Annotated in this window: 11 protein-coding genes and 1 pseudogene; 8 read left to right on the top strand and 4 right to left on the bottom strand. The window is 58.9% G+C overall.

What is annotated here, in order from left to right; translation table 11 throughout:
- Positions 1-13 precede the first annotated feature (13 nt).
- On the bottom strand, positions 14-1237 hold the full coding sequence (locus BM310_RS15365; protein WP_089809371.1) for a mandelate racemase/muconate lactonizing enzyme family protein: 1224 nt from the start codon (positions 1235-1237) through the stop codon (positions 14-16).
- A gap of 130 nt (positions 1238-1367) precedes the next feature.
- On the opposite strand from BM310_RS15365, the gene BM310_RS15370 reads away from it, so the two are divergent.
- Positions 1368-2306 carry a dihydrodipicolinate synthase family protein gene (locus BM310_RS15370; RefSeq protein ID WP_089809373.1) on the top strand — a complete coding sequence of 313 codons (939 nt, stop codon included), beginning with the start codon at positions 1368-1370 and terminating at the stop codon, positions 2304-2306.
- Positions 2307-2733: 427 nt separating this feature from the next.
- Here the strand turns inward: BM310_RS15370 and BM310_RS15375 are convergent, their stop codons facing one another.
- On the bottom strand, positions 2734-3408 hold the full coding sequence (locus BM310_RS15375) for a carbohydrate-binding family 9-like protein (protein WP_089809374.1): 675 nt from the start codon (positions 3406-3408) through the stop codon (positions 2734-2736).
- Positions 3409-3610: 202 nt separating this feature from the next.
- Between BM310_RS15375 and BM310_RS15380 the strand changes: the two genes are divergently transcribed.
- On the top strand, positions 3611-4036 hold the full coding sequence (locus tag BM310_RS15380) for a nuclear transport factor 2 family protein (protein ID WP_089809376.1): 426 nt from the start codon (positions 3611-3613) through the stop codon (positions 4034-4036).
- Positions 4037-4867: 831 nt separating this feature from the next.
- Here BM310_RS15380 and BM310_RS15385 read toward each other — a convergent pair.
- Positions 4868-5495: pseudogene (locus BM310_RS15385) on the bottom strand (permease); the annotation flags it as partial.
- Positions 5496-5816: 321 nt separating this feature from the next.
- Here BM310_RS15385 and BM310_RS15390 point away from each other — a divergent pair.
- From BM310_RS15390 to BM310_RS15410, 4 genes are all read left to right on the top strand, one after another.
- Entirely contained in the window at positions 5817-6095 is a 279-nt protein-coding gene (locus tag BM310_RS15390) for a hypothetical protein (protein ID WP_089809378.1), read from the top strand.
- 16 nt (positions 6096-6111) lie between these two features.
- Positions 6112-6699, top strand: a complete 588-nt coding sequence (locus BM310_RS15395; protein ID WP_245778512.1) for an SRPBCC family protein — start codon at positions 6112-6114, stop codon at positions 6697-6699.
- A gap of 104 nt (positions 6700-6803) precedes the next feature.
- Positions 6804-7001 (top strand): heavy-metal-associated domain-containing protein, encoded by a 198-nt coding sequence (locus tag BM310_RS15400; protein ID WP_089809907.1) that lies wholly within the window; start codon positions 6804-6806, stop codon positions 6999-7001.
- 329 nt (positions 7002-7330) lie between these two features.
- Complete coding sequence (locus tag BM310_RS15410; RefSeq protein WP_089809383.1) at positions 7331-9346, top strand: copper-translocating P-type ATPase; 2016 nt, start codon at positions 7331-7333, stop codon at positions 9344-9346.
- A 125-nt stretch (positions 9347-9471) separates the two neighbouring features.
- Here the strand turns inward: BM310_RS15410 and BM310_RS15415 are convergent, their stop codons facing one another.
- Positions 9472-10206 carry a helix-turn-helix domain-containing protein gene (locus BM310_RS15415; RefSeq protein ID WP_089809385.1) on the bottom strand — a complete coding sequence of 245 codons (735 nt, stop codon included), beginning with the start codon at positions 10204-10206 and terminating at the stop codon, positions 9472-9474.
- A gap of 88 nt (positions 10207-10294) precedes the next feature.
- Here BM310_RS15415 and BM310_RS15420 point away from each other — a divergent pair, with 88 nt between their 5' ends.
- Both BM310_RS15420 and BM310_RS15425 read left to right on the top strand, forming a co-directional pair.
- Complete coding sequence (locus tag BM310_RS15420; protein WP_089809387.1) at positions 10295-11407, top strand: MBL fold metallo-hydrolase; 1113 nt, start codon at positions 10295-10297, stop codon at positions 11405-11407.
- A gap of 3 nt (positions 11408-11410) precedes the next feature.
- A complete protein-coding gene (locus tag BM310_RS15425) occupies positions 11411-12703 on the top strand; it encodes an MFS transporter (RefSeq protein ID WP_089809389.1) in 1293 nt (430 codons plus the stop codon).
- The last annotated feature ends 184 nt before the right edge of the window (positions 12704-12887 follow it).

Below are 12887 nucleotides of genomic sequence, written 5' to 3' on the forward strand. Positions count from 1 at the left end.
AACGCGGTGGCGGTCACTCCTCGTCGTAGTGGAACTCCGTCCACGGACCTTCGATGTACTCGTACTCGTCGAGTATCGACTCGTTTATCTCGACGCCGAGCCCGGGACTGTCGGACAGTTCGAGACAGCCGTCGTCCACCTCCAACGTCGAGACGAGGACATCCTCTGCGAGTGGGAACGGGTACATCGCCTCGACACCGTCGCCGAAGACCGGGTACTCGAGTCGGACGTCCTCCGGCGACGCCGCCACGAGATGAGCGTTGGCGACGAGACCGAGGTTCGTGCCGAAGTTGTGCGGGACGAACGTCACGTTCTCGCGATCGGCGCACCGTTCGACGCACTCCCAGCATCCGGTGAATCCGGCGTGGTGGCGGACATCCCCCTGTAGGAAGGAGACTCCAGTGTCCGAGAGTCGCCGAAGCCCCGCGACAGACTCCTCACTCTCGCCGCCCGCGAGGGGAAGGGTCGTGTCGGACGCCAGTCTCCGGTACGCGCCGTAGTCCATCGGTTCGACTGGCTCCTCTATCCAGAAGGGTTCATACGCCGCGAACCGTTCGAGCAACTCGACGACTTGGTCGTACGAGTACGATCTGTCGCCGAGTTTCCACCAAGTGTGGGCGTCCACCATGAGGTCCATCTCGTCGCCGACAGCCTCTCGGATGAGTCGGATAGTCCGTTCGTCTTCGTCCGGTCCGAGTCCGGGGCGGTACTTGTACGCCGAGAATCCCCGTTCCTGAAGGGCTTCGGCTTGTTCCGCGTATCCCTCGGGTTCCATATACATGCCCGCGCTCGCGTAGAGCTCGAGCGGGTCTGGTTCGACGCATGCGTCCGACAACAGCTCGTAGACCGGGGCACCCCGCTCCTTCCCGAGCAGGTCGAAGTAGGCGACGTCGACGACGCTGAGCGCTTCGGACTCCAGTTTTGTCGGCAGTCCGAGGGTGCGGATGGCTTCGTGAAAGTCTTCCGGCTTCGAGATTTCGACGCCGGCGAGCGCATCCCGCACGTGAGTCTTCAGGAGGTCGGCCAAGTCCTCTGCCGACGCTCCCTCGAAGTACTCCCGCATGGCGGAACTCGAAGCGGCGGCGGGTGCGTACCCCACTAGCCCGTCCGCCGTAGTAACCGTGGCGAGCGCGAAGTCCCGCTTCAACAGCCGTCGGACACCGCCGTAGAACTCGCGTTCTTGCGGGGGTTCGATAGCGGAGGACAGTGTGTGAACGTTAATATCGACTACTCTCATACGGCATTCGTAACCACCCCGCATATTAGTTGTTCCGCGTGACGCTTCGCTGTTCCGTTCGTCGATGCCGAACGACTTCGTTGGCTGCAACCGGGGGTAGATTTATACGATATCCCGGATAGGACAGAGTATGCCACTGTCAGCCGACGGTGTCAGGAGTCATCTCCGTGGCGTTGCGGTCGGACTCCTCACGCCGTTCGACGACTACCTCGAGATTGAACACGACAAACTGGCCGAAAACGCGAGGATGATCTCGAAAGAGGGAATAGACACGTTCCTCACGGCAGCGAATATCAGCGAATACCATGCCCTCTCACAGGACGAACGCATCGCGGTCACGGAGACGAGCGTGAACGCCCTCTCCTCGGACGCGTGCGTCCTCGCTGGCGTCGGCGGCAGCGTCGACAACGCGACCAAACTCGTCGAGGCGTACGACAGAGTCGGCGTCGACGCTATGATGATCATGCCGCCGGACTTCACCTACCTCCACGAACGCGGACTCCTCGACTACTATCGGAAACTCGGCTCGGAGACGGAGACGCCACTCGTTCCGTACGTCAGGGGGTTCGACCCATCGACCGACTATCTCGCTGATTTGACGCGAATCGACGGCGTCGTCGGAATCAAGTACGCGCTCGAAGACTCGGTGAAACTCGGGGAGGGGGCGACTGAAGGAGCAGACGACGTGGTCTGGGTGAACGGACTCGCTGAACCGTTCTCGGTATCGCACTGGGCTGAGGGTGCCGAGGGATTCTCGGCGGGCGTGAGTAACTTCCGACCCGAGGTGGGCCTCGCGTTGTTCGACGCGCTGTCCGAGGGAGACTGGAGACGGGCCAGAGAGCTGCGGAACATCTGCATGCCATACCAGCGCTTCCGCGAAGAGACTGGCGACGACAACGAGATAGAGGGTGCGGTTAGCGTCCCTGCCGTCAAAGCGGGTCTCGAACTCGCCGGCCTCCACGGCGGCAACGTTCGCGAACCGATTCGACCGTTGTCGGAGGCAGACCGAACGCGGGCCGAACGACTTTACGACCGACTAGACGCCGACATCGAACGTCTCATCGACTGACATCGCACGCTGAAACTGAGTTCGCAGACCGAAGTCGCGAGCGCTGCCGCCGTCGACACGAGTGGACGACATCTCGTCTGTTCTCATCTGCCGGAACTGTTCGACCCGAGAGCGACCAGTTTCAGTACCTCTCTGCCGAGGCCTCGTTATTCGAGCACGCTGATTCGTTCTCTCTTCGGGAACGGATATCGTGCGGTCGAAATCATGTATACATGGTGAAAAACACATCTAATCCACCAATATGGCTCCTCTCGGTCGTTCTCCATCGGAGAACTCGTCGCGAGACAGCTAATCATTACTAAACTAAAACTGTAATGCTTCGGGTCTGGAAAGGGGACCGTAAAAGCTCGACTCGCCTCTTCACCGAGGAATCGAACGAAGGCGTTTCCCACACGAGAACGGAGGGGTTGCGGAATTAGTGCTGGAGTCAGTTGAACCGTAGACGCCCGAAGTACTCCGGCGAGTGGTACGCTGGTTTGGACTTCTCTATGCGGTTCCAGGTCGCCTTCTGAGAGTCCGACTGAACACCACTCCGGTAGAAGTTCCCCCGCCAGCACGTGCCTTTCGACGGCGCGAGTTCGATGCCGGTCAGTTCGGTGAGAACCGAGAACGGAATCTCGGCGGCGAGCCACCAAGACTCGTCGTCGTGCTTCGGTTCACGTGTCTCTCTCGGAACCGACGTCTCGACGGCGACGCTCGCCGCGAGGTCCGAGGAGATAAGGTCACGGTCGATGCCTCGTTCCTGCCACCCGGGTCCCTGCCAGGCGAGTTTGAACTGACCGCAGCAGTTCGCCTCGAAGTTGAAGTACTTCTCATTGCTCTCCGGGTCCGGCCTCGAAAAGAACTCCACGGAACTGTCGCGGTATGTCGGCCCGTTCAGTTCCGTTACAGTGGCCTCGATGTGGTGGTCCTCGACGTCGAACCAGAGGTAAAGTGCGTCCGCGTCGTAGAGTACGCGGCCGATGGTCCGGGGTTTCGGTCCCGACTCATGCCAACTGAAACTGTTCACCTCGAACTGGTTCGCCCGCTCCCACGGCGTCTCCTCGTGATTAGCCGAGAGTGGAACTGGCCGGTCTGCACGCTTGACGACATACTCTTGCATAGATATCCGTAGACGCGCGTTACTAATACAAATTTGTTTGCCTCTCAGTCACTCGGGCCGTCTGCGAGTACTCGTGTCGGAAAGTCACACGCCCCCGTGTGAAGAAGGGCCGACGGACAGAACGACGACACTGACGACCAGACACGACGCTCCTGACCGCGTCAACCCCTACGTTCTTGACCTTCCCTCGCGAGGTAACCATGTGGTCGAAGACACTCACGTTCAGGACGTACTCGAACTGACACAACTGAAGCATCGCTACTGTCACGCCATCGACGACGGCGATTACGAGACGTGGGTCTCGCTGTTCGCCGACAACGGCTCTTTCGTCCGCGCCGGCGTAGACCGGTACGACGGTCACGACGAGATCCGGACGTTCGCGAACGATGTTTTCGATGCGGCTTTCTCGTACTCGGCGCACATCGTGACGAATCCGGTCGTCGAGGTGAGCAACGAAACGGCGACCGGTCGCTGGTACCTTTTCTTGCCGTATCTCTCCTCAGAAGGGGAACGTGGCTGGAAACAGGGCGTCTACGAGGACACGTTTCGGCGGGAACACGACAAGTGGCGCTTCGAGACGGTCACAATCTCCATGCGCGAAGACCGCACTCTTGGAGGGACCGGATAGTTCTGCACTGCTCTCTCGGCCGCGGCCCCTCGAGTCGGTTGGCCAGTATTCGTCGCTGGTTTCAGTAGGTCCGGCTTCGTACATCTCCCTGTCGAGACGAGTGTCGGCATGTTCGCTATGGACAGCTACTGGTTCATGGCCTGCCGTCTATGACTCCCTCGACGAAGGAGAAACGGAATGGCAAAATCCACGTCGAACCGCGGGTGTGCGCACGACGTGGCTCCAAAGCGAATATTCGTTCCCATGTAAAACTAGATTGCTCGACTACTTCTCGATTCCGGCATTTAGATACTAAAGACAAATAACCAATAATATATTTCTGAATACCTCAGTCAAATTTGGCGAAGTGGAATTTGATACTCGTTATTAGCTACAGCTAGCCAATATCCCCTGTGAAACTGTGTCCAAATAGTATCGAGTTCCGAAACTGGAGCATCGGAACTGGAGGGACGGCAACGAGTGGGTCAGTAATCAACTCAATGGGACCATCCGTCCGGTGTCGCTCTCGTCCCCGCTGCCCCCTCCGAACAGTTCCGTCAGAAGAAGTGAGAACCGATAGGGAAAACTTTCAACGGTTTTGCTGATTAAGTTTGGCTATACATTATTGATATCTAACTAATACAGAAAATCTTCGATTACAGCTCGCAGATCAGAAACGACGGCGTCGATAGTCACGAAATCCATCAACTTGGACTCTGAGACAGTTTTACCTATCAACATTCTCTTTTTGTTAGGGTATTACGGATTGGTGTAGAGGAATAGGAATCAATCGAAGATAGTCCGTTCGGGAAAATGTGGGATGACCAGACGTACTACTCATCCATCTCCTTGTTCGTCGCGCCAACCGCCGCTACTTGCGGCTTCCTGCTGGTAAGTCTCCATGCAACCTTCCGAACAGAATTTCAGCGTTTCGCCCCCGTCAGTCACCAGCGAGTACTCGTCTTTGCCTTCCATCCCGCAAGTTGGATCCTCAGTAATCCCTTGGTCGTGGTCGTGTTGATTCAGTTCCTCCCGTACTTGCTCGAAGAGGTTCTCTGGGAGGGTCAGATGGACGAGGACCGCCATCACGGCGATGAGAATGACGCCGCCAAGGAGTTCTGCAACGAAACTCCCACCCGAGGAGGATCAGAATCATCAGTCCGAGTTCGACGATGAGGTTCGTCGAGGCGAACATGAACGCGAGGAAGTTCACCGTATGCGCTCCCTTCTTGAACAGCCCCTTCCCAATGGCGACCGCGCCGAAGCTACAACCACTACTTGCCGCGCCGAATACGGTTGCTTTCGTGAGGCCACTCAGATTCCCCTCTCCGAGGACCTTGGCCATCCGCTCTTTCGAGACGTAAACCTGAACGAGACTCGTGATGACGAGCCCCATGATGATCGCCCACGCCGCCGTCCAGAGGACTCCGATGCCGATCCGTAAGGACTCGAGGATTCCGTCGGCCAGGGCGGCTTGCAGATCTAGACTATCGCAGCCATCTGTTTTGTTATTTTTTCTTAAGAAACCGGGGAAGTGGGCGGAGTGAATCTTGCATTCAAACGTGATTCGTGATATTCAGATGCGGTCAACCGTTCGAGGACTGCGTTCGCTCTCATCAGTTTTCGCGTGTCACTGATTCCAGTCGGTGGTTGCTCCTTGGTCTTCCGACGGACCGGCCACACAGCTATGGGGGTTGTACCGCTGTTTCCCCACGGTATTCTTACTCCGTGTTACCAAGGGATCGGTCCCTTTCGAATTGTAAGAGAAACCCGATTGAAGGAGTAGAGCGTATCTCTAGTCATGAGCACGACTACCACAAACCAAGACGCGTACGAAACAGACTCCACGACCAACGTGGTGCATCTCGATTCGGTGGCACTGGCGGGCGCAGCAGCAGTCGTCTCTGCCATCGCGATGCTCCTGCTCGGTGTGTTCGGAGCGGTCGGCGTCTACGAGGGCGCAGTCGAAGCAATGGAGCAGTGGCACCTGTTCTTCGAACCGACCGTCGTCGGGACTGTGGCGGGCATGGTCGAGGCAGCGGTGATCAGCTTCGTCTTGATGTACGCCTTCGCATCATAAATCAGGGAGTCAATTCGTGTACGTCACCGACAAAGCCGAAATCGTCATCGACGCATCGTCCGAAGAGATCTGGGAGTACGTAACCGACCCAGTCCATTGGACGGCGTCGAACCCCGAGGAACACTATGGGCTCGAATACGACACGCCCGATAACCGTCCCCGAGAGGGCGCAACGTTCCACCAGGCCGAAGAGGTCGCCGGAATGTACGCCGACCTGCATGGCCGATTCCAGTATATCGACCATCCCAACGTGGCGGTCTGGACGGGGACTGCGTACTACCCGCTCTTTCGAGGACTCGTCACCGTTCGGATTCTCGAAGGAGGGACCATCCGACTCGAAGAGACTGAAGACGGGACTCGGATGTCACACGCCGTCTGGATGGACTTCCCGAACAACCGACGGGGACGGGCGCTGAAATGGGTGTTCACGACTGCTCTCAATGGGAGGGCGAAGCTCTACGACCACACGAACAAGGAACTCGTCTTCTTCAAGGAGCGACTCGAATCCACGGCGACCACGCGGTGCGATCATCGACGCGCTATGTATAGGTGGTCGTTTTCGTCGAGGTCGCACATAGTGGTACAAACGGCGATGAGTGACTAAAGCATCTCGGCGGGATACGCTTAGATTCCAAGTTTTGGGACACCTACGATCCACTAGTTCAAAGGGAAAATCCGCATAAGACAGGGGAGCGTATGTATTCGTGTATGTCATCGGCTATCACCGTCGAGGGAATGACCTGTGGCCACTGTGAACAGACCGTCGAAGAAGCGCTTCGAGAGGTGAGCGGTGTGACCGACGCGACTGCCGATCGAGAGGCCGAACAGGCAAGCGTCGATGGTGACGCTGACACCACAGCACTCGTTCAAGCCGTCGAAGACGCTGGATACACGGCACACGCCTGAAGCACTGTAGTCACACGTCACACCTGACTCCCTGTCCCCTACATCCATCACTATTCGGCGCGTACTCTCAGAGACACCGATGAGCTATGGACGACCACGAACACTCAGACGACGGCGACCACACCCATCACGACCACTCCGACCCCGGCGCGAGTGACGAACCGAATGAGATAGCCGACGACCGGGAGGTCGACCGGGTCGAACAGAGAATACTCGAGGAGGAAGGGGAAGACGCCGAAAAAGCCGAAGAGGAGATCCACGAACGAACCGAACACGAGATGGCTCACGGAGCGGACGGTCACGGAGACGGTCACGACGGCCACGGCGGAATGCACGAGGGGCACGAGCAGATGTTCCGTCGGCGTTTTTTCGTCTCGACGCTTCTCTCAATTCCGGTCCTTCTGTACAGCGAAACCCTTCAGGGATGGCTTGGATTTACGGTGCCGGCGTTCCCGGGCAGCGAGTGGATCAACCCCGTCTTCGCGGTGATCGTCTTCGCCTATGGTGGCTTCCCGTTCCTCCGGATGGCCGCTCCGGAACTAGAGGATCGCTCGCCCGGGATGATGACGCTCATCTCGATGGCGATCACCGTAGCGTTCATCTACAGCCTCGCGAGCGTCGTCTTCCCCACGCAGTCGGCGTTCTTCTGGGAGTTGGTGACGCTGATCGACATCATGCTATTGGGCCACTGGATCGAGATGCGGTCCGTGCGCCGAGCTTCGAGCGCCCTCGACGAGCTGGCGAAGCTCATGCCCGACACGGCAGAGCGGATCACTGAAAGTGGGGATACCGAGGAGGTGCCGGTGAGCGAGCTGTCGGAGGGTGACCTTGCCCTCGTGCGCCCCGGCGCAAGTGTCCCGTCCGACGGCGTCGTCGAGGACGGTGACTCCGACGTGAACGAGTCGATGATCACCGGCGAGTCTAGACCCGTCTCGAAAGAACCTGGCGACGAGGTCATCGGCGGCACGGTCAACGGCGACGGAAGTCTCCGGGTCCGAATCGACGCAACAGGTGACGAGACGACGCTCGCGGGCATCATGCGCCTCGTCGAGGAGGCTCAGGAGAGCAAGTCCAAGACCCAGGTACTGGCCGACCGCGCGGCAGGCTGGCTGTTCTACGTCGCCGTTGCGGCGGCAGCCGTGACCGCGATTGCGTGGACGGTCGCGATCTCGTTCGATGCGACGGTAATCGAGCGTGTCGTGACCGTTCTGGTCATCGCGTGCCCACACGCACTCGGGCTCGCTATCCCGCTCGTCGTCGCGATCAACACGTCGCTTGCAGCCCGGAACGGTATGCTCGTCCGAGACCGGATTGCCATGGAGGAAGCCCGGAACCTCGACGCAATCATCTTCGACAAGACCGGGACACTCACCGAAGGCGAACACGGCGTGGTCGGGATGGAGACCATCGACGGCGTCGACGAGGAGGACGCCCTATCCCTAGCAGCAGCCGTCGAAAGCGACTCGGAACACATGATTGCGCGGGCGATCCGGCAGGCGGCCGACGAGCGGGGGATCGACGCGCCCGATGCTGATGACTTCGAGGCGATGAAAGGGCGCGGCGTCCGGGCGATGGTAGACGATGACGAGATATACGTCGGCGGCCCGAACCTCCTGAATCACCTCGACAGTGACGTTCCGGGTACGCTCCAGACCTTTGCCAAAGAGGCCGGTGAGAACGCACAGACGGTCGTGTACCTGGTTCGTGAGGGTGAACTAATCGCCGCGTTCGCTATGGCGGATGTGATCCGCGAGGAGAGTTACCGGGTCGTCGACGCGCTCCACGAACTTGGCATCGAAGTGGCGATGTTGACTGGCGATTCCCAAGACGTGGCCGACGCGGTGGCCGATGAGCTGGGCATCGACACGGTGTTCGCTGAGGTGCTGCCCGAGGATAAGGATGAGAAGGTTCAGGAACTCCAGGACCAGGGCAAACTCGTCGCGATGGTCGGCGACGGCGTCAACGACGCGCCGGCACTGACTCGGGCGGACGTCGGCATCGCCATCGGCAGCGGGACGGACGTCGCCGTCCAGTCCGCAGACGTCATCCTCGTCCAGAACAACCCGATGGACGTGGTCCGCCTCGTGAAACTAAGCAAGGCGAGTTACCGGAAGATGCAGGAGAACATCGTTTGGGCCGCTGGCTACAACGTCTTCGCCATCCCACTGGCAGCCGGCGTCCTTGCACCGATCGGAATTCTGCTGTCGCCTGCAGTGGGCGCACTCCTGATGTCGCTAAGTACCGTCATCGTCGCGATCAACGCGCAATTGCTCCGGCGCGTCGATCTGTCGTTCCCAAACCTCCCAGAAGTATCACCACCTACTGACGCTCAAACTGCAGACTGAGATGTCCCCTTCTGCTCACGTCAGGAAGGGTTCTTTTTCGCGGACACCAATTTCTGGGCGTAAGATGCCTTTTTAACGACTCACAATCAGCTAACCGGAGCACCGTCCATCGTGAAGAGGGCCAGTTAGTCGGCAGCCTGCTCAGATTGGCGGTTCTTTTCGACCTCTAATGGGTCTGCTGTCGATGTCGCTGTAACCAGTCGCAGGAACTGTCCCGCGTTCGTGAGAAGTTTGTTCTCCGCTTTCCGGAGGTGTTCTTCGTACGTCGAGCGAGCGACGGCCGTCTGGTCGGCCAGGTCACGGAGTGACGTCTTCCGGGGCTGTTCGTAGTAGCCACTCTCCAACGCCAACCGAAGTGCCGCCATCTGTCGTTCGGTCACGTCTTCGAACAACTGGTCGACCGGGGCCAGCATACTGTGTGGGATTCGTTGTTCGGTGATCGCCGTCTTCGAGAGAACTTCGATATCGCGGTCAGCTTCCAACTCGTGAAGGAGAGTTCTAATATCACTCTCATCGAAGGCAATCACGGAGTAGTGCTCCCAGCCCTGACGATGAATCGTCGGTGGCTGGTACAGGCAATTGTGTGTCTCGAACCGTTCGATGATAGAATCCTCTAGTGAGCAGAGGCACGATTGTGTGACGACGTGGAGGCCAGTATCGTCGATTGACTCGTGAAGAATTGTTCCTAAGCGGTCGATCTCATCGAGGAGATCGTCAGTCGGAGTCCCCGGCGCTGTGATTTCGATCACTTGGCAGTCGTCCAGATACCACTCACGAATCGTGAGATCCGGATACCGCTCGGAGATCTCTCGATACGGACACTCGTGTTTAACCCGGAACGAGGCCTCGTAGAGACTCATATAGACACATTCGTCTGTACATAATTAACAGTGCCGGTCATGTCCGGCAGTGCCTATATTCTACTACTACTCATACCGAATAACACTGATGTCGGATATTTCCCCCGAGGAACTCGGTGAACGACTGCAGGACAGCAAAAACAACCTGCTCGTAGTCGATATTCGCCACCAAAGAGAGTTCGATGACTGGCACGTTCCGGGTAGCGTCAACGTCGACGTCTACGACGAACTGGCTGGCGACCCTGACGAAGCCAAGGCCGCTCTTTCGGACCTCCCAGAAGCGAAAGAGATCGTTACGGTCTGTGGTGCAGGACTCGCCGCGGAGACGGCAACGGAAGTCCTCCAAGAGATGAACTACAACGCGGAAACGCTCGAAGACGGAATGAACGGATGGAGTCGCGTTCACCGCCATGCGTCGGTCTCTGTCGACCTCGATGAAACGCTCGTTCAGATCGCACGACCAGGGAAAGGCTGTCTCTCACACGTGCTTGTCTCGGACGGTAACGCAGCCGTCTTCGACCCGTCGCACTACCTCGAGGAATACGAGGGAATTCTCGACGAGTACGACGCCGAACTCGTCGGTGTCTTCGACACGCACGCCCACGCCGACCACGTTTCAGGAGGTGCAGAACTGGCCGATCGACACGGCGTTCCCTACTACCTCCACCCGAAGGACGCACTTGCCATCGGTGCAACGCCCATTGAGGATGGACAGACTGTAGCGGTCGGCAGCCTCGATATCGAGGTCATCCACACGCCGGGACACAGCGAAGGAAGCGTCTCGTTCGATATCGAGGGGGCGGCACTGATTACGGGCGACACGCTCTTCCACGAGAGCGTGGGTCGCGTCGAACTTGGCGTCGAAGCCGGAATTGAAGATTCCAACGTCGAGCAGAACGCCGCGACGCTCTACGAGAGCCTCCAGCGACTCCAAGACCGAGCAGACGACGCGTTCGTCCTGCCGGCACACGATCCCGGTTCGCCGGAACCGCCGGTGACCGCCACGCTGAGCGAGGTCCGAGAGCGGAACGAGGACCTCGGCCGCGACCGCGAGGAGTTCATCCAGGTGCTCGCGTCAGATATCCCGGATCATCCGCCGAACTTCGAGCGTGTCAAGCGAACGAACGTGGGGCAAGAATCAGTTCCCGTCGACGAACTGGCCGAGCTCGAACTGGGCCCCAACAACTGCGCAGCGGAGTGATCGATGAGTACAGAAACTGAACTCAAACAGGGCATCCGCGAGCACCTCGGGCAGTTCTCCCTGCACGTCCTGCTGGTGTTCGCCACCGGGCTGACGATCGGTTCCGAACGCGCCGTCGTGCCCGTGTTGGGTCGTGACGTCCTCGGCGTCGAGTCGCTGTTCGTCATCGGCTCGTTCGTCGTCTCGTTCGGCTTCGTCAAGGGACTCCTCAACCTCTACGCCGGCAAATGGGGTGGTGAATACGGCCGCAAGCCCGTGCTCATCCTCGGATGGGTGACCGCACTCCCACTCCCGATCATCCTCATCTTCGCGCCGAGCTGGGGCTGGATCACCGTCGGGAACATCCTGCTGGGCATCAACCAGGCGTTGACCTGGAGTATGGCCATCAACGCGAAGATCGACATCGCGGGGCCCGAACAGCGAGGGCTGGCCGTCGGTATCGACGAGGCCTTTGGGTACAGCGGCGTCGCCGTCGGTGCATGGGTCACGGGCGTCATCGCCGCCCAGACGAGCCTCCGACCTGAGCCGTTCTACTTCCTCGCCGTCGTCGTCGTGCTGGCGTTCCTCATCTCGGTCTTCCTGATCAAGGAGACGGTCCAACTCGCGGAGGCCGAAATCGATGATGAAGACCACTATGACGCGAACCTCCCGTTCGTTGAGGTACTGAAGCGGGCGACCTACGGGGATAAGACGCTGTTCGCCGCGGCACAGGCAGGGCACATCGAGAAGTTCGTCGATACGCTGTTCTGGCTCGCCGTCCCGTTGTATCTCACGAGCCAAGGGCTCGGAATCGCAGCGGTTGGGTTCATCGTCGGTGTCCACAGCGCGATGTACTTCCTCCAGATCGCAACTGGAGGACTCGCCGACCGTATCGGCCGCCGTCCGCCAGTCGTTGCGGGGATGTTCCTCACCGGCGCAGGCGTTTTCGGGATGGTCCTCGTCGAAGGGTACCTCCCGTGGGCCGTGCTCTCCGGCGTGTCCGGGCTCGGGATGGCGTTGCTCTACCCCAATCTCATGACCGTCCCCGGCGACGCCGCCCACCCGACGTGGCGAGCGACCGGAATGGGCGTCTACCGAATGTGGCGCGACTCGGGGTATGGCGTCGGCGCAATCCTCATCGGCCTCTCGATGGAGTTCGTGAACGCCGAAGCCGCGTTCTACATGACCGCCGCCCTGATGTTCGTCTCCGGGGCGATCGTGTACGTGTGGATGGAAGAGACCCACCCCGAGTTCGGAACCCACGAACCACCTGCCCCTGCAGCCGAGCAACCTGCCCGGTCGGTGGCACAAGACTAACTCGGAAGAACAGCTGTTCCACCTTCAGAATATATCATCGAATAACACATAGCTGCTCCAAGTTCCTGACGCTGACAGACCAACAATCATATTTCCTATGATTCTATTCGAGATGGAAATCGAGATTGTTAGAAAGACCGTCGTGCACTTTTCAGACCCAGTATTGCACGATCTGCGTTGAAAG

The sequence above is a fragment of the Halogeometricum rufum genome (assembly GCF_900112175.1).
Classification (GTDB): Archaea; Halobacteriota; Halobacteria; order Halobacteriales; family Haloferacaceae; genus Halogeometricum; species Halogeometricum rufum.